We start from the raw sequence: 16,777 nt of genomic DNA, 5'->3' as shown, positions 1-16,777 counted from the left end.
CTCCCCCTCTGCCGCCTATTTGGCATAATAATTGTCCACATTCTGCCGTGTGACCACATCGATTCCGGTATCTACAGAATCGGGGACAGGCAGGGGCTTGTTATTGGCATAAGCTTCAGGATCGGCTTCCAAATCGCGGTGCAGATGGAACAGCTCGGTCAGCGACCAATACCCCATATTCCAGGTGCCCTGGGCCATGGTTGCGGCAATCTTGCCTTCTTTCACCAGATCGAGTGTGCCTTTATCCGTATCGAAGCTGATAATCTGCGGGACCGGTCCGCTGCCTGGAGCAGCTTCCACGGCTTCCGCAACCCCGATACCGCCATTACTTTCCGTGGCAAAAATCCCGGCCAGCTGCGGATACCGCGCCAGCAGCTGCTCGGCAGCCTCCCTGGACGCCACCTGATCTCCCCGCCCATCCTTGACCGCCACCAGCTTCATCTGCGGGTACTTGCTGCGGATTGTATCCGTGAAGCCGTCCGTCCGCTCCTGATGATTATGCTGATCCGGTGTGGTGATAATGGCGACCTCGCCCTTGCCTCCGGTCAGTTCGGCCATCTTATCCGCCGCCTTCGTTCCGGCATTATAATTGTCCGTTCCCAGGAAGGAATACGCCTTGCTGCCCTCAGCGCCCGAATCAAACAGCACCACTGGAATGCCGCTCTCCACAGCCTTGTTAATCGTCGCAGTAAGCAGCTTGGAATTCACGGCCGAGATGGCAATTCCCGCCGGCTTCTTGGCGATGGTCTGCTCCAGCACCGTCATCTGTTCATTCGCGTTGTGCTGGGTGGAGCCGTGATACTCGACGGATACATTAAGCTCCTCTGCGGCGTCCTCGAAGCCCTTCAGCACGCTTTTCCAGTAATCAATACCGATCTGGAACGTAACCATCACGTATTTGTCCTCAATATTGCCGCGCAGTCCGGTAGTCTCCCACGGATCTGCCGTATTCCCCTGCTGCTTGTAATTCAGCACGTAGAGCACGAAGATGCCGATTAGCAGCACGTAGACGAGCCAAAGCTTTTTCACATATGTAACCCCTTTCATAAAAATGAATGCCGAAGGCACAAGGGCCCCAGGTTCTTCCATCTATGTCCAATCTAGTCTACTGGCTTGGCAGCCGTTCCGTCAATTACGTTACAGGGCCTATAGTTAAAAACTCAATATCTGCTGCGACATTTTATGTCGTACCAGCTATTTTATACTGTACAGGTACCATCAATTCAATGAAACGAGGATTACAAGAATGTCAAAAACCAAACGCGGACGGGTACTCTGGACCCTTCCTTCCCGCGGACGCGGCACCTGTCCGGTCTGCGGAACCACCCGAATCAAGCTGCTCTACACCAAAATAAAATCCGACGGCACCGCCCTGAAGGTCTGCAAGCGCTGTGACAAAGCCGCGCAGGTTAGAGTGGACGCAGCAAACCGGTAAACTGACGCAAGGATGCCCCCTGCTTCATGCTTCGCGCATGGATGCCGGGCAGCATCCTTGTTTCTTGACGGGGAATGCTCACCTCTGGTCTAATGCGTCATCACCAGCTATACTGGAGGCTTACAGAAAGGAGCGGAGCCGTAGTATGAGCCATATTCACCGGATTCAGTGGTTTGACCAGCAGATCCGCCAGCTTGCTTATCCGAACAGCAGTAAGCTGGCGGAACAGTTCGAGATCTCGAGGCGCCAGGCGCAGCGGGATATTGAATACCTGACAGAATCCCTGCGGGCTCCGCTCCAGTATGTGGCGAAGCAGCGCGGATATATATATCAGAACAACAGCTTCGTGCTGCCTCATCTGTACATTACGGACGAGGAGCAGCGGGTGCTTAAATATCTGGCTTACCGGTATAGTCACTATGATTATGAGAATGCCCAGAGTATCCGCAAGGTCGGGAGTCTGCTGGAGCGGTTCACCGAGCAGCCGCTTACAGATAGAGAGCTTAAGCTGCCAGTCTTTGAAGTGAATGCCCAGCGCATACAGATGATAGAGATGCTGGAGCAGGCGATCCTGGCCCGCAGGGTGGTCCATGTTCTTTACAGGAATGGACAGGACACTCCGCAGGAGCTATATCTCTGCCCCCAGCAGCTAAGCCGGCGGGTAGAGGAAGATTATCTGGTGGCCGCTGTGGAGGGAGACGGGCGAAACGAGTACTTCAGCCTGTCTGGCATCCGCCAGCTAACGCTGACCGGCAGGGTCTTCATCCCCGTGGAGGACGGCCCGGCGGCAACGGCAGAGCAGACCAGACCCTTGAAGCCTTTCACGGCGAGAATCCGTATGAACGGAATACCTCAGGATAGCTCATGGGGCGGTTACAGGCTCCACGCCGCCGCTGATGAGGTCTATGAGGTTGATTTTTATGATACCAGCGCGTTTATTACTCAGTTGCTCCAGGCGGAGTGGAATGCCCTCCTGTCCCCCAAATGGCTTAAGGACAAGCTTCGCAGTATATGTGAGGCAACGCTGAAACGGCTGGATGAATAGGAGAATGAACAGTGAGCAAACGATCAGGCGTAATTCTTGACGTTCAGATGAAGCGTGAATCGAAATCTTTTACCGATGCGCTCTATGCCGTAACCACTGCCGCCGGTTTATTCGAGGGTCCAAAATTCATGCTCTCCGGGCTAAGCGGCATGGCCTTCAAATTCACCGTGCACGAGAAGCTCCTCCCCATGTCTGTTACAGCTTACGGACAGTGGGGCACAGAGCATCGCCGGGCTGTCGATAACCTCGGGATCTTCTTGCTGGATGACGGCGGGCGAACCAGACATGATTCGTTCGGGGAGTATCAGCGCATCGCTATTGACGGTGTCAAGCTGAGTCTCGACCGCGGCCTGGCCTGCATCTACTGGATACCGGAATTCGGAGTGATTCATGGTTATGATGAGGATGACCGCGTGTTCTATGTACAGGATGGCTGGTCCGGCGAGACACAATATGTGTTATATGATAACTTCGGCCTTAACTTCACACCCTTCTGGGACTGTACGTATGTTGGAGAGCGGGTGAAGATTCCGCTGCAGGATACTGTGCTCGAATCGCTTCGCCTTGCGCTGGAGGATTGGGAGACTCCTCACAAAACACTTCCTGACGTAAGCCTCGGCTCAGGCCGCCTGGCCTACAGCTTCCTGATCCGGGCGCTTCAGCAGGGCGGATTCGACAGCTACGGCGCTGTCTACATCCTGGAATCCTACCTGACATCAAGGATCGAAATCTCCGCTTATCTGCGGGAGGTTCAGTCTGTATTGCCGGGGCTGGAGGAGGTTCAGCACTTGTATGCTGAGCTGGTGGAAGGACTGAGGGGGCCGCTCACGGCTGCAATCTCTGAGAACAACAGCGGCAAGGTGCTGAATGAGGAACAGCTTCCGTCCCTCTGTGCTGCTTTGGAGAGGGCATTGGAGCTTGAGGAGCAGGCCATGGGGCGGGTCAAAATAATCTCCGGACAGTACCCGGACCGTAAGCGGTCCACACTGCCAAGATGGGGGGCGCATACCGCACGATGAATGACCATTATAACAAGCACGTTTCAGCCACTGCGGATCAACCGCGTGTGCCGCTCGCATCTTCTTTTGCGGATGCCATGCATCAGGTCCTGTCGGCTAAAGGCTGGTTCACGTTGTCGAAGCCCATGCTGGCCGGAATGACGGCCTTATGCTTCCGCCTGTCGGTGCACAGGCAGCTTCACCCGGATTCTGCTACGGCTTATAACTGGGCAGCTGAACATTTCGTAGCAGCTGATCTGATCGGCATTATCGCCAGTCAGGGTGCAGGCTTTAACTTCAGCCCCACCTTCCCTCTCTATCAGAAGCAGGCTATTGCGGCAATCCGCCAATCCCTTGAGCAGGGCACCGGGGTGGTCTGCTGGAAAGACCGTTTCGTAGTGATTACCCGCTATGATGATGAGCGGCAGCTCTTCTATTACAAGGAGAGTGATGCTGCCGCTGAGCTGGAGCTGCCTTATGATCAACTCGGAAGAAATGAGTCACCATATTGGTACGGCCAGATCTATGAAGGTCAGGTCCAAAAAGATACTCTTCAGGTAATCAGAGAGTCCTTCATTCAAGCGGTGTACAAGGCAGAGGTCCATGATCTGATGCTGCCGGAATCGCAATATGCCTGCGGCCTCAAGGCCTATGACGCTGTGCTGGTAGCCTTAGCGGATAAGAGCTATGATGCTGCCGGAGCCTATGAGACGCTGGTCTTCTATGCTGGTATGAAACAGGATACGGCTGCCTACGCCAGGGAAGCCAGCCTGTACTGGCCCGAGCTCGAGGGGATTGCCGAACATTATACGGCTCTAGCCGCTGTCTATAATGAAATTACAGACACTCTTAACGAGAGGCTCGTGCAAGCACCAGAGGCACCATGTTCCATTGATGCTGAGAGCCTGCTGCCGCTCCTCCGGGAAGCCAAGCGTATAGAGACCGCAGCGATCCAGTCCATCCGTCTGCTGCTGCGGGAGCCGATCGAGAACCGCTTCCATGATGTGGGGCTGCGCTAAGCCCTGACGGAGTGCTCAGAACATCAGAGACTCCGCGTACTTCTCCCCTTCCAGCAGGTCATATTCAACTAGACGGTAGTCATTCAGCAGCGCCTGCTGCTCCGGGGTTAACTCCTTCAGGATTCCGGTATCGCCCGGCCCGATCAGCACCTTTTTGCTGAGTCCGGGAATTTCCGCCCGTACCTGCTCCAGTAGCTTGTAGAAGGCTGGCAGCGTCTGCCCGGATAACCGGAAGACTGCAGGGCCGAGGAAGGCCGGGCTAAGCGTCCCGAGCGGCTCCTTCCCGATCTCAAAGTTAGCGAGCACCAACAGCTTCGTCTCATGCTTCAGCCTTGGCTCCTGATCCCAGCCTGCTGCGGTATAGATCCCGGCGCTGAGCGCAGGCAGATGATCTCCCCAGAACACCGCAAGGGTCGGACGCTTTATCTTCAGCAGCTCCTGCTGGAGATAAGCCATGGCCTCGTCTGTCAACTTGGTGTCCTGTATATAAGTCTCCAGCTCATCCTTCTGCTCCGGCAGGCCTCCTTGGACGGTGATCGTGTTCGGTCCGTTCAGGCCTTTGGTGAATGGAAAATGATTCTGCATCGTCACCAGATGCAGGAATGCCGGGCCCGAAGCCGCTTGAAGCTGCCGGACTGCCTCCTGTACAGCCGCTTTATCCGAGACATACCCCCCTGGAGTCAGGCGGTCAGCGTCCGGCAGATCCTTCTCACTCGTGAAGCGGTCGAAGCCCAGCACCGGATACACACGGTTCCGGTTATAGAAGGTCTCATCGAACGGGTGCAGCGCCAGTGCCTCATACCCTCTGTCCTTCAGAATACTGACGATCGACGGCAGGGAGGACATTTTGACGATGCGCTGTTGATAAGGAATGGTTCCATCCCCCAGAAAATACATCGAAAGCCCGGTCAGGGCCTCGAACTCCACATTAGCCGTATTGCCTCCGAATTCCGGGGAGAGCAAATAACCGGACGGCGTCTGGCCCGCCACCGCATGGATGAACTTCAGCGGATCCTCGCTTAATGTATACCCAGGCAGGCGCGTAGGGTCAAAGAACGCCTCATTCATCATAAACATAATGTTCGGCTGCTCCTCCGGCGCGGCCTGCACCTGCACATCGGGCAATGCCGAATACTTAGCAGCCACCGCTTCAACCGCTTCACGGCTGTAGCCCTCCGGCTTGTCCATCAGGCTCTGCCGCAGATTCCCGGCGAAGGCATATACGAACCCGTTCTGGGTATAATTCACCTTCTGATTCCAGAAGATGTTCTGATAGCTCATCGCTGCAACAACAGGAGATTGACCGGTAACCAGCACAAGAAACCATGCGCTGAGCCCTACAGAGATCCCCGCCAGCGTCACGCGCAAGGACAGTCTGATCCGGTTCTTCGGCAGCTTAATAATCACAAGGACCAGACCGGCAACCAGCAGAACAGCGGCCCCTATAGCAAGCGGAGAGATCATCCCGCTGGTGATTTTACTCATCTCACCGGCATTCTTCAGCAGCATCAGATCCCACGGAAACAGTGGTTCGCCTCTCGTAGCCAGCTTCTGATCACTGGCAATCCCAAGCAGAACGAACAGCGCCGAGACCACTGCCGGTCCCGCATACGCGTTCGGCACAATCACTGAGCTTAAGAGCAGGATGAAGAAAATAAACAGACTTCCAGTACAATACAGCCAAGGATAAGCGCCAACCCACTTTAGCGTATGAAGCACATCCATCCGAAAAGAGGCAGTCTGCAAAAACAAATTCAGCCCAAACCCTATAGCCAGCAAAATAATCAATAAATACGACAAACGCTTCGATGGCAATAACCGTGACAAGTTCATTCACTCCTAACTGTTAAAGGAGTAGTATACGCCTTTTAGCTTAAAACCGCCTTAAAATTTAGCATCCAATTGGGCACACCCTCTATTTTTCTCCTGTTCCACTAGGATTTGGGGAGGAAACGTGCGCTTGCTGGATACCCCCCCTCTTCAAAAAAAAGCTATCGGCGAAGTAGCCGAAGGATAACAAGTTGAAAAACGTAGTTTAATACTCCGGATTCTACCGATTTTGCTGAAGCAATTGGAATAACTACATCTATACAAGCGGATTAGGGCTCTTTTGAAGGAAATCTGGTTCAACAAATGCTATTTTTCCAACTGCTTCTCGACCAGCCTTCTTCCGCCCATCAGCAAGTGGATTTTTTCCAACTGTCTCCGCTTCTGAAAGCACTCAATAAGGCAATGAGCCTACAGCCAGTTACTCCCAGCAAAAAGAGAGCAGCATCCAAATTTCAGACGCTGCTCTCTTATCTTTTCTATTCTCATCCCAGCAGGATAGACTGAAAGGATAATTAATAATTAGGCCAAGGATTGGAGGGGAATTTTGGAACTGTAGGAGCGGTAGCGTCCGCCTTTGTCACCGGATTTCTACCGCTCTAAGCGGTATAAATCAAGAAATCTGGGGACAACAGCGGCCGGAAGTCCAAATATTCTCCGGAATGACGCCTTTGCCTAAGGTTACGAACTGAAGTTCAGTTTGTCTCCCCCTACTTCACGTATATCCGGCTGCTCTCCTCCCAATATTCCCCAGGCTCCAGCCCGAACAAACCGATGTCATCAGCAGGCAGATCCACCTTCGGCGCATTCACCAGGTTGATCTGCGGTTCAGGGCAGAAGAAGCCTTCGGTCGCGCCGTTGTTCCAGATCATCCATTGCTTATACGAGGTGCCCACATCATACACCAGCGTAACTCCAGCCTTACTGTCGGTAAGCTCCATCCGGTTCCGTCCATTCTGGGCGGCTGCAGTATAGTGGTTGTCCATCGACGCGTAGAACGGATACAATCCTTCGCCGCGCAGAGCCACCTCATCGGCCGTCAGCTCCTGGAATTTACCGGTTGGCAGCATCCGCTCATTAAGCTCCCAACGTTCGCCAATCGTCAGCTTAACACGGTAATCCTGCGCGCTGCTGCCTGGTGCGAATGGAGCATTAATAGCCGTATGGAACGCCAGCAGGCAAGGCATCAGCACATCGCCGTCATTGTGGACCAGCAGCTGCTGGGACAGGCCGCTTTCACCGAGCGAGTAGCGCAGCTTGACCGTGTATTTGAACGGCAGGTACTGATAGGACGGATGATTCTCATCCACCTTAATAGCTACAGTGACGAAGCTTTCACTTTTGCCGGTGCCGAATTCCTCTACCTCCCATGCAGCTGTATGTAGGAAGCCGTGCAGATGATTGCCGGTCTTAGCTTCATTGACTGGCAGGTGGTAGGTCTGTCCGTTCCAAGGGAACTCTCCATCCTCATAGCGGTTAGGCGGAAATAGCACAGGAATGCCGTGAATGCCCGGGTTCGCCTTGAATGCTTCCATCTCCTCCGCGCCCGGCTCATGCAGGAAACGGTAACCGCTCTCAGTATCACGGAAGCAGATCAGATTCCCGCCGATGCCCGGCAGAATAGCCGCTTCATAACGGCCAGCCTTCAGCCAGACAGCAGCTTCGCCCTCATAGTGTCCTTCAAATGCTGTAATCGATGTCATTACATTAATCCCCTTCCATATGTTCAAAATGACTCTCTCATAGATAGAGTACCACATCTGCCGGAATGGAGACATGCCATTTTTACAGCTGCTCCACTTCGACACTCATGACATGCTCGATTTTTTTGACATCATAATAGATTTCCGTAGCATAATCCTTGTCTGGCGCAGAGACGACCATATCGATCATTTGCCTGCCATCATCGAGATCCTTGATCTTCATCCGCCGGATGGTCCGGCCGGTTTTGCGCGTTTTGCGCTGGTCGGTCATGACATTCCGCTGCTCAATCTTCTGGATGACATCCGTCAGGATATAGTTGGGTTCCATAATGATTTTGATGGAGATCTCGTGCTTGTTCAGCACCTCAGGTCCGATGGCCTTAATCAGATGAGGCACAGCATTGACTGCGAACATAAGCAGAACCACCGCATAACCTGCCTCTACAAAAAAGCCCGCGCCGACCGCAATCCCGATGCCGGAAGCCGTCCAGATCAGCGCCGCCGAGGTCAGCCCGGAGATGGCATCTCCGCCTCTGCGCAGAATGACACCCGCCCCCAAAAAACCGATGCCGCTGACGATCTGCGCCGCCAGACGCATCGGGTCCATGCTCGGATGCTCAGGTCCACCGAATTTGTCATACGCGTGAATAGATACCAGGGTAACCAGACAGCTGGCGATACTGATGACCATACTGGTCCGAATTCCCAGCGGTTTCTGTTTCAATTGGCGGTCAATGCCGATGAACAGCCCGAACAGCATGGCCACCAGCAGCTTAATGATTGATTCTGTATGCAGCAGGTCCATATTCATAATTTATTTTCCTCCTTTCTCGCCCGTCATGGCACATAGAATCAGTATACCTGAAATACGCTGCAATCTTTACTGAAATTTTCTGCCCCCTGTTCAAAAAAAGAAACGGACGCCTATCCCCGCTAACCGGGAGCTTCAGGCAGTACTGCCTGAGGCCCCGGCAAGGAACATCGTCCGCTTCAGAGAAGACCTCACTTATCCCATCATATGAGCGATGAGTGACTTATAGAAGGATTAGCCGTGCAGAAGCGATTCTGCTCCGTCACAGTAGATTTCCGTACCGGTGATATGATCAGAATCCTCAGAAGCCAGGAACAACGCAAGCTTGGCCACCTGATCTGGTCGCCCCGGCCCTTTCTCCAGCGGCTGCCCGCCATCCGGGAACTCCACTTCAATCTGCACTTCCTTAAGATCATCCGAAGGATAGGTATTATCATCTATATTCGTGGTAATGGCTCCCGGACAGATAGCGTTTACACGAATCTTGTACTGGGCCAGCTCAAGCGCAGCCATCTTCATAAAAGCCACCTGCCCCGCCTTGGTTGTACTATATGCAGAGAACCCGACATTGGAGAATACCCGGTTGCCGTTAATCGAGCTGTTGATCAGAATGCTGCCGCCCTTCTCCTTGAGATGGGGAATCGCATATTTGACGGTGGCGAAGGTGCCCCGCAGATTAATCTGAATCGTCTGGTCCCAGGACTCGATGTCCATCGTCTCAATCGGTGTCATGGCGCCGTTGATCCCGGCATTGGCGAAGACCACATCCAGCTGTCCCCACTTCTCCACTACCTGGTTCACGGCATGCTCCACCTGCTGCGGATCAGCAATGTCGCATTCAAACACTGCGGCTTCTCCGCCCTCCTGCTTGATCTGAGCGGCCACCTTCTCCGCATTCTCCACCGTCCGGTCCAGAAGTGCCACCTTGGCTCCGCTTCTGGCGAACTCCAGCACAGATGCCCGGCCGATACCCGAGCCGCCTCCTGTAACAATCGCTACCTTGCCTTCCAGTTTCTTCGCAGTCATATGTGCAGTCGCCTCCATTGGTGTTTGATGTTCAAGTTATGTTCTTTCCCTTAACTTTACCTCTCATACCCGGAAGTGAATCGGAACATAGCGCCTGAAATGGCAAACGGAAACGGCTGCGCCGTCCTTTTAAAGGACGGTACCGTTTCAGTGAGAAATAGAAGGATAAGTTATAGCGTGAAACATATAAATTTTTATATTTCAAAAAAGCTTGACCCGTACCGGTTGAACCGGCGTCAGATCAAGCCTTAACGCTAAAGAATAATGATCCAAAATCAGCCCAGCATCATCCGGTCGTCAGCCAGCTTATGGCCGCTGATCGCTTCGAATTCGCCAAGCAGACGCTCTACCGTCAGATCCTTCTTGCGTGTCTCATCGAAATCGAGGATGATCGACCCTTTATCCATCATGATAAGCCGGTTGCCCAGCCGGATCGCCTGATCCATGTTATGGGTAACCATCAGCGTAGTCAGCTTCATCTCACGGACAATGGATTCCGTAAGGGTGGTGATTAGCTCCGCGCGCGATGGGTCAAGCGCGGCTGTATGCTCATCCAGCAGCAGAATCTGCGGCTGGGTGAAGGTTGCCATCAGCAGGCTCAGCGCCTGACGCTCGCCTCCCGAGAGCAGCCCCACCTTGGCCCGGAGCCGGTCCTCGAGGCCGATGCCCAGGCGGCTGAGCTGTTCGCGGAACAGCGTACGTCTCTGCGCGTTGACACCCAAGGACAGCCCGCGGGGCTTGCCCCGCTTGTAGGCCATAGCCAGGTTCTCCTCAATCGTCATATGCGGAGCAGTCCCGGCCATCGGGTCCTGGAAGACCCGGCCGATCCAGCGTGCGCGCTGGTATTCCGCCAGATGGCTGATCGAGCTGCCCTCAATACGCGCTTCCCCCAGATCGGGCTTCATCACGCCTGAGATAATATTCATCAGCGTAGATTTGCCGGCACCGTTACTGCCGATAATCGTTACGAAATCCCCGGCGTTCAGTTCAAGATCAATTCCCAGCAGCGCGACCTTCTCATCCGGTGAGCCGGGGTTGAACAGCTTACATACATTATCAAGCTTCAACATTAGCGGCCCCTCCTCTCTGCTTACTGCGCTGAGCCAGCTCAGCAAGCTCTGCGGTCCGTCTGCGGGCCGTGCTCTTCTGCTTCACATACCGCTGAACCGACGGGAAGACGAGCGCAATAATAACGATAATTGCGGTGATCAGCTTGAGGTCGGAAGCCTTAAGCCAAGATACCCGGAGTGCCAGAGCGACGACGATCCGGTACACGATTGAGCCAAGCAATACAGCCAGTGTCGCCCGGAAGACGTTCTTCGCACCGAAGAGCGCTTCCCCGATAATCACCGATGCAAGCCCGATGACAATCATCCCTATCCCCATTGAAGCATCGGCGAAGGAAGAATACTGGGCGATCAATGCGCCCGAGAGCGCCACCAGCCCGTTCGACAGGCTGATTCCCATAATGGTTGTTGTATCAGTGTTCACTCCGAAGCTGCGGATCATCCGCGAGTTATCGCCGGTGGCCCGCAGGGCCAGCCCCAGATCAGTGCGCAAGAACAGATCCATCAGGATTTTGACCAGCACGACGATAAAAGGCATAACCAGCAGAGGATTAATGGAGCTGAATAACGTATCCTCCCCCATCACGGAGACATTCGGCTTCACCAGAATCCGCAGATTGATCGAATACAGGGCTATCATCATCAGAATCCCTGATAACAGGCCGTTGATTTTACCTTTGGTATGGAGCAGACCGGTACACATTCCTGCCGCCATTCCGCCGAGCAGTGCACACAGAGTCGCCAGTAATGGAGAGTAACCGCTACTGATCATCACTGCAGCAATCGCGCCGCCGGTTGTAAAGCTTCCATCCACCGTCAGATCGGGAAAATCCAGAATACGGAAGGTAATATACACCCCAAGTGCCATGAATGCGTAGAGCAGGCCCATTTCCAGAGCCCCGATTAATGAATTATACATTGCTGACTTCCTCCCTCAAGCGGCAAAGGGCGCCCACCCTCGGACGCGCCCTGTTTATGAACTCTATAGGTTATTGAATAATATTATTGCCCGGGTCAGCCACTTCAGCCTTCATGGCATCGGTCACTTCAATTCCCTGTGCTGCCGCTGCCTTGAGGTTAAGGACCAAGTCCAGCTTCTCCTGCATCGTCACCTTCATATCACCGGGACTCTTTCCGTTCTTAAGCACTTCTACCGCCATTTGGCCGACCTGATAGCCATGATCATAGTATTTGAAGCCTACTGTAGCAAAAGCACCCTTCTCCACCGTATCACGGTCTGCCGAGAAGAACGGAAGCTTGTTGTCATTAGCCGTCTGGATAATCGAGTCTACGCCGCTGACAACGGAGTTATCAAGCGTAATGTACAGCGCATCTACACGCCCTACAAGCGATTCTGCAGCCTGCTTCACTTCCGAAGTATTGGTAATCGCCGCCTTCACCAGCTCAATCCCGTGCTTGTCCAGCTCACCTTTGGCGATATCCGCCATAACTACAGCATTCGGCTCTCCTTCATTAATGACCAGGCCCAGCTTCTTCACCTTGGGAAATTGCGTGGCAATGAAGTTCATCAGGCGGGTAATCGACTCCGGATTGGTATCCGATGCGCCGGACACATTACCTCCGGGATGCTCCAGATCACTGACAATCTTGGCATCGAGAGGGTCGGTTACCGCAGCGAATAGAATCGGAGTGTCCTTCACTTTTTGAACAACTGCCTGAGCTGAAGGTGTCGCAATCCCCAGCACCAGATCGTTCTTGTCGCCGGCAATCTTCTGGGCAATGGACAGGTTGTTGGCCTGATCAGCCTGGGCGTTCTGAAGATCCACCTTCAGGTTCTCCCCTTCGACAATCCCTGCATCCTTCAGCGCAGCCAGGAATCCCTCGCGGGTGGCGTCCAGAGACGGATGCTCAACATATTGCGAGATAGCAATCTTGTAGGACTTGGCATCGCCTGAGCCTGCACCCGAGGCTGGAGCTTCCGTTGCTGCGGCCGGAGCATTTCCGGTGCCCGCGTTATTTTTCACTGGAGCATTATTGTTCCCGCAACCGGCAGCAACGAGCATCAACGCCATACTAAGCCCCATCCAAATCTTCTTTGTCTTCATGAGATAACCCCTCTTCTTGTACGGGTTCAGCGCGAGAACCTGGGCTAGCGGTCCAGCATTATCGCTTTCATCTTTAAAAGCATTAAAGCGAAGGCCTGCACCCTGTCCCCATCCGCTCCCCGAATCTATTAAACATATATTATATGTAGGTTGATTTCCCGTCAATCATTTAAGTGGGGGCCATATTTTACAAAATACGCACAATGAATGTTCACCCGCTTCAACAATCTGCAGTTTATCTTGACATTGTTTGCTAAAGCCTGCAGCACATAAAAAAAGCGGTCCTGCACAAACTTACCTTAAAGTTGAAAATGGAGCGTGCCCAATGCCAATAATCAATCTGCGTACAAGCAAAATGTTATTGTCCTCCGCTATCCTGGTTACCGCCATTACGGGAACAACCGCCTGCAGCTACACCAGCAAGGACAGCACTCCCAAGGTTAACTCGCTGACCCCAACCGGAACTTTTGCGGGCAGCTACTATGAGAAGAATTCTTTTACCGACAAGGAAGGCAAGTACTGGATTCCGCTCAAACCGGCTGTCGCCTCCATCGGCTTCCGGATGAAGGATGACACGGCAAGCGGCGGCTATACCAAGCTCGGCTATAGTGATGTCATGTATATGCTGCGGCCGGATTCCAGCCAGGTGTTCTCATTGGGCCAGAAAATCACCCTTCCCGATGTCCCCGTCCGCCGTGAAGGTCAAATCTATATCACCCCTACCGCCTTGTCCAAGCTGCTACAGACTGAGGTCGGCTGGAATCCCGTTACTGGCGAGATTAATATCGCGACTCCTTCCGACAGGGAGAGCACAGAGGATTCCGCCAAGGCAGAAGCTCCGAAGCCGCTGCGGATTCAGAGTGTATCGAATGTGGACACAGGCGAGTTGGTCTCCTATGCCAAAAAGTTTCTTGGGGTACCTTACGATTTCGGCGCCGGACCCTATGAAGAGACCAAGCGCTTCGACTGCTCGTCCTTTACACGCCATGTCTTTCAGAAGTTCGGGGTGGATCTGCCCCGGCTGGCCAAAGATCAGGACAACATCGGCAGACGGGTGTCACGCAGCGCGCTGGAGCCCGGCGATCTGATCTTCTTCACCGTACCCGGACGTTTCGAGAGCGACGCGGTTCCTGGTCACGTCGGTATCTACATCGGCGGTGGGAATTTCATTCACACCTGGGGTGACCCTGGCGTACAGATCAGTGAGCTGGACAGCGGATATTGGAGCAACGTAATTCTGCACATGCAGCGCGTGCTCTAGACCCGGACACAATAAATGCAAGGAAGCTTGCCCGGGCTCGCTCACATAGCGGCCGGTTCACTTCCTTGCATTTTTTTGCTGCAAATCATTATTATTCCAAAGGTTACTCCCTACTCTTCTTGGAGGCATGCTCTGTCAATAGTCACCTGCTGACTCCACTGTCCCTCTGCATCCCCGCCCGCACGAACCCTTTGAACCGGCTGCCCTGATACGACAGCTCTCCCCGGTCCCCCTCCACAATCATGGCGTACGCCTTTGGCTTCACTTCAAGCTCTCTGCGGCTGCCATTATGGAATTCAAAGGTCACATAATAACTCGTATGTGTCCCCATATGACCTCTTCCACCCCAGACCTCTGTCCGTTTGGCTACTGCCGTAACGACCCTTGATTGCAGAGGACTGGTCTGGTTCGTCATCCAGGTCTTGAGCCCTCTCCAAATGGTATATGCAACAAAGCCTGCGATCAGCAGCAGAATGAGCTTTAACAAGAACGGCCCCTCCGTGAAAAATCCGCTCTGACTGCTGGCCGCTGCCGGGTACAAACCGTTAAATACGCCTGCATTATGCAAATTATCTGCTCCTTCCGATATTTTTTTCACAAAAAGTTCAATTTACTAGAGAATACGCAGTGTAGCAGCTCCGGTTTCGTTATTTCGCAGTCGTAGGCCTTGAAATAATAGCGTATTATATTTGGTCCTGCTAAGATCCTATGATATGCTTTAAATAAATACATTCTTCTATTTCAAAAAAAGGGGGGTTCTCATGAGGAAAGATTGGATGCGTCTGTCGCTGCTGGATTTGCTGAAGGCTGTGTTCCTTCCGGTACTGCTGCTGACTTTTCTGATCATGGCCCTCCAGATGCTGCATGAACAAGAGCCTGAGATGCATTCTGTCCGTCTAGACCGCTATGAGCATAAGCTGGCCCAGCCGGTGCGCGTTCATCATATGCAGATTTATGACGCCCAGGCCGTCCGGCTTGCTCCCCATGAGAACCCTCTGACGCTGGAGTCCGGACCTCCCGGGCTGCTGCTCTGTGTATCTCTGCTGCCCTTCATTTACATTCTGCTGAAACGGCTGCTGATGATTCCCCTCAAATATAATTCACATTTCGTAGGAGAGCAGCTAGCTATACGCTGAACGAAGCTGCCATCGCCTTAATCCGCAACACAAATACCGGTTTCCTGCTGAAAGGAGGAAATCTTATGAAAGTCAGATATAGAAAAGCTGCACCCTTACCTTATTCCAAAACCCTGCGTCTGCTCTCCGTTGTAGGCGGAGGATTACTTGCAGCTGTTGGTCTTGAGCTGTTCCTGATGCCGCATAAGCTGCTTCCGGGCGGCATTGCCGGATTATCCGCCCTGCTGTCCCATATGACAGAAATGCGGCTTGGATTATTCCTGTTCCTGTTCAACCTTCCGTTTATTCTAATGTCGCGCAGGCAGATTAATCTCCGCTTTGCCTTGTATACGATGCTTGGCCTGATCTGTCTGACGGCAGGGTCATTGGCCTTGCACCATTTCCCGGCGGCAATCAGCGAGCCGCTGCCCGCGGCTATTGCCGGAGGTCTATGCCTCGGGTTCGGCCTGGGCATCTCTGTGCGCTTCGGTGGCCTGACCGCAGGAAGCGAGAAGCAAAGCGTACGGCTGCTGAACGGAGGACCGCCCAAATCGGCTGAGATGCCGATTATGCTGTTCAACATGCTCATCCTGCTCTACGGCGGATCATTATTCGGCTGGGATCAGGCGATGTATAGTATCATTGCGTATCTGCTCGCCTTTGAAGCGCTGCGATTCTCCCTAAGAGACCTCTCGCTCACCCAGGCGGTGTTCATTACCAGCAGCAAATGCGAGGAGATCCGGCGCAAGCTCCAGCAGTCGCTGGACCGCGAGGTGAAGCTCGTAAAATCCACAGGGCCTGAAGGTGAGCCAGGTACGGTATTCTGTCTGGCCAGCAGGCTGGAGGAAGAGCAGCTAGCCTCTATCGTGCATGACTGTGATCAGGACAGCAAGATTGTAATCAATGCCGCGCGGAACAACCGGATCTCAGCGCTTTTCCGCAATAAGCCGCCGGGCTGAGCAGTATGGCCTTCCAGGACAGCACAGAATAAGTAAAAAGCGTTCCCGTGTGTTACTTACGGGAACGCTTTTTGGATTGCAAGCCTATCAGAGGATTACTGAATCCCGCCTTCGTCAGCGGAACATCCCCCATAAGCGGATTAAGTGAAACGTATTGCCGGGGTCGATCTTTTGGGCAATGACGAATTTCACAATTTGCTCTTCCTGTGCAGACGTCAGCTTCTCATGCATCACCGACGAGGCATTGCGTACCAGCTTGCGCACGACTGCTGTATCCTGCAGCTCCTGTTTGGAGATGCCGGTAATCATATTCTTGACGCGTTCCTTGACCGCCGGATTCTTCATCTTCAACTTGATGCGCTCCACCAGCTGGGGACTGATTCCATATTGCTGATAACCCAATTACAGCACCTCCTGTCATATCCAATCATTCACAGTATATGAA

The 16,777-nt window shown here is 53.3% G+C and carries 17 protein-coding genes; 7 read left to right on the top strand and 10 right to left on the bottom strand.

The genetic code is table 11. From position 1 onward, the window contains the following. Window positions 1–15: 15 nt before the first annotated feature. Entirely contained in the window at window positions 16–1,029 is a 1,014-nt protein-coding gene (locus NYE24_RS01185; protein ID WP_036694467.1) for a substrate-binding domain-containing protein, read from the bottom strand. A gap of 217 nt (window positions 1,030–1,246) precedes the next feature. Between NYE24_RS01185 and NYE24_RS01180 the strand changes: the two genes are divergently transcribed. The 4 genes from NYE24_RS01180 to NYE24_RS01165 all read left to right on the top strand — a co-directional run bounded on the left by NYE24_RS01180 (window position 1,247) and on the right by NYE24_RS01165 (window position 4,497). Further along, on the top strand, window positions 1,247–1,435 hold the full coding sequence (locus NYE24_RS01180; RefSeq protein ID WP_076154758.1) for a hypothetical protein: 189 nt from the start codon (window positions 1,247–1,249) through the stop codon (window positions 1,433–1,435). 145 nt (window positions 1,436–1,580) lie between these two features. Continuing rightward, the gene (locus NYE24_RS01175) at window positions 1,581–2,480 is read left to right on the top strand and encodes a WYL domain-containing protein (RefSeq protein ID WP_342477840.1); all 900 of its coding nucleotides are present in this window, start codon (window positions 1,581–1,583) and stop codon (window positions 2,478–2,480) included. Between the two features lie 11 nt (window positions 2,481–2,491). Then, on the top strand, window positions 2,492–3,499 hold the full coding sequence (locus tag NYE24_RS01170; RefSeq protein WP_342477839.1) for a hypothetical protein: 1,008 nt from the start codon (window positions 2,492–2,494) through the stop codon (window positions 3,497–3,499). Then, window positions 3,496–4,497 (top strand): hypothetical protein, encoded by a 1,002-nt coding sequence (locus NYE24_RS01165; RefSeq protein WP_342477838.1) that lies wholly within the window; start codon window positions 3,496–3,498, stop codon window positions 4,495–4,497. Before NYE24_RS01170 ends, NYE24_RS01165 begins: the two co-directional genes overlap by 4 nt. 15 nt (window positions 4,498–4,512) lie before the next feature. On the opposite strand, the gene NYE24_RS01160 is transcribed toward NYE24_RS01165, so the two are convergent. From NYE24_RS01160 to NYE24_RS01130, 7 genes are all read right to left on the bottom strand, one after another. After that, window positions 4,513–6,324, bottom strand: a complete 1,812-nt coding sequence (locus NYE24_RS01160) for an LTA synthase family protein (RefSeq protein WP_179090394.1) — start codon at window positions 6,322–6,324, stop codon at window positions 4,513–4,515. 710 nt (window positions 6,325–7,034) lie between these two features. Beyond that, window positions 7,035–8,027, bottom strand: coding sequence for an aldose 1-epimerase (locus NYE24_RS01155; protein ID WP_036694474.1), 993 nt, complete (start codon window positions 8,025–8,027; stop codon window positions 7,035–7,037). Between the two features lie 82 nt (window positions 8,028–8,109). Beyond that, window positions 8,110–8,832 carry an MgtC/SapB family protein gene (locus NYE24_RS01150; protein WP_342479181.1) on the bottom strand — a complete coding sequence of 241 codons (723 nt, stop codon included), beginning with the start codon at window positions 8,830–8,832 and terminating at the stop codon, window positions 8,110–8,112. 240 nt (window positions 8,833–9,072) lie between these two features. After that, window positions 9,073–9,864, bottom strand: coding sequence for an SDR family NAD(P)-dependent oxidoreductase (locus tag NYE24_RS01145; protein ID WP_342477837.1), 792 nt, complete (start codon window positions 9,862–9,864; stop codon window positions 9,073–9,075). A gap of 275 nt (window positions 9,865–10,139) precedes the next feature. Next, window positions 10,140–10,934, bottom strand: coding sequence for an ABC transporter ATP-binding protein (locus NYE24_RS01140; RefSeq protein ID WP_209985520.1), 795 nt, complete (start codon window positions 10,932–10,934; stop codon window positions 10,140–10,142). Continuing rightward, window positions 10,921–11,850: an ABC transporter permease gene (locus NYE24_RS01135; RefSeq protein ID WP_036694477.1), complete on the bottom strand. Its 930-nt coding sequence runs from the start codon at window positions 11,848–11,850 to the stop codon at window positions 10,921–10,923. The genes NYE24_RS01140 and NYE24_RS01135 overlap by 14 nt, the downstream gene beginning before the upstream one ends. A 70-nt stretch (window positions 11,851–11,920) precedes the next feature. Further along, window positions 11,921–12,997, bottom strand: a complete 1,077-nt coding sequence (locus NYE24_RS01130; RefSeq protein WP_036694482.1) for an ABC transporter substrate-binding protein — start codon at window positions 12,995–12,997, stop codon at window positions 11,921–11,923. A 325-nt stretch (window positions 12,998–13,322) separates the two neighbouring features. On the opposite strand from NYE24_RS01130, the gene NYE24_RS01125 reads away from it, so the two are divergent. After that, window positions 13,323–14,258 carry an NlpC/P60 family protein gene (locus tag NYE24_RS01125; RefSeq protein WP_256706288.1) on the top strand — a complete coding sequence of 312 codons (936 nt, stop codon included), beginning with the start codon at window positions 13,323–13,325 and terminating at the stop codon, window positions 14,256–14,258. Window positions 14,259–14,400: 142 nt separating this feature from the next. Here the strand turns inward: NYE24_RS01125 and NYE24_RS01120 are convergent, their stop codons facing one another. Further along, entirely contained in the window at window positions 14,401–14,856 is a 456-nt protein-coding gene (locus NYE24_RS01120; protein WP_342477836.1) for a DUF2500 domain-containing protein, read from the bottom strand. Window positions 14,857–15,019: 163 nt separating this feature from the next. Between NYE24_RS01120 and NYE24_RS01115 the strand changes: the two genes are divergently transcribed. Beyond that, entirely contained in the window at window positions 15,020–15,394 is a 375-nt protein-coding gene (locus NYE24_RS01115) for a hypothetical protein (protein ID WP_036694483.1), read from the top strand. Window positions 15,395–15,459: 65 nt separating this feature from the next. Next, the gene (locus NYE24_RS01110) at window positions 15,460–16,332 is read left to right on the top strand and encodes a YitT family protein (protein WP_076154748.1); all 873 of its coding nucleotides are present in this window, start codon (window positions 15,460–15,462) and stop codon (window positions 16,330–16,332) included. A 114-nt stretch (window positions 16,333–16,446) separates the two neighbouring features. Here NYE24_RS01110 and NYE24_RS01105 read toward each other — a convergent pair whose 3' ends face one another. Continuing rightward, window positions 16,447–16,734: a stage VI sporulation protein F gene (locus NYE24_RS01105; protein WP_036694485.1), complete on the bottom strand. Its 288-nt coding sequence runs from the start codon at window positions 16,732–16,734 to the stop codon at window positions 16,447–16,449. Between the last annotated feature and the right edge of the window lie 43 nt (window positions 16,735–16,777).

It is taken from the genome of Paenibacillus sp. FSL H7-0350 (assembly GCF_038593195.1).
Taxonomy (GTDB): Bacteria; Bacillota; Bacilli; order Paenibacillales; family Paenibacillaceae; genus Paenibacillus_AQ.
Note: the sequence above shows the minus strand (reverse complement) of the source record. Positions and strands in the feature narration are given on the sequence as shown.

Bases quoted from the DNA above. Each gene is read 5' to 3' on its own strand.
- NYE24_RS01155 (WP_036694474.1), bottom strand. From the start codon at position 8,027: ATGACATCGATTACAGCATTTGAAGGACACTATGAGGGCGAAGCTGCT.
- NYE24_RS01180 (WP_076154758.1), top strand. From the start codon at position 1,247: ATGTCAAAAACCAAACGCGGACGGGTACTCTGGACCCTTCCTTCCCGC.
- NYE24_RS01135 (WP_036694477.1), bottom strand. From the start codon at position 11,850: ATGTATAATTCATTAATCGGGGCTCTGGAAATGGGCCTGCTCTACGCA.
- NYE24_RS01165 (WP_342477838.1), top strand. From the start codon at position 3,496: ATGAATGACCATTATAACAAGCACGTTTCAGCCACTGCGGATCAACCG.
- NYE24_RS01145 (WP_342477837.1), bottom strand. From the start codon at position 9,864: ATGACTGCGAAGAAACTGGAAGGCAAGGTAGCGATTGTTACAGGAGGC.
- NYE24_RS01150 (WP_342479181.1), bottom strand. From the start codon at position 8,832: ATGGACCTGCTGCATACAGAATCAATCATTAAGCTGCTGGTGGCCATG.
- NYE24_RS01110 (WP_076154748.1), top strand. From the start codon at position 15,460: ATGAAAGTCAGATATAGAAAAGCTGCACCCTTACCTTATTCCAAAACC.
- NYE24_RS01140 (WP_209985520.1), bottom strand. From the start codon at position 10,934: ATGTTGAAGCTTGATAATGTATGTAAGCTGTTCAACCCCGGCTCACCG.
- NYE24_RS01130 (WP_036694482.1), bottom strand. From the start codon at position 12,997: ATGAAGACAAAGAAGATTTGGATGGGGCTTAGTATGGCGTTGATGCTC.
- NYE24_RS01115 (WP_036694483.1), top strand. From the start codon at position 15,020: ATGAGGAAAGATTGGATGCGTCTGTCGCTGCTGGATTTGCTGAAGGCT.
- NYE24_RS01125 (WP_256706288.1), top strand. From the start codon at position 13,323: ATGCCAATAATCAATCTGCGTACAAGCAAAATGTTATTGTCCTCCGCT.
- NYE24_RS01175 (WP_342477840.1), top strand. From the start codon at position 1,581: ATGAGCCATATTCACCGGATTCAGTGGTTTGACCAGCAGATCCGCCAG.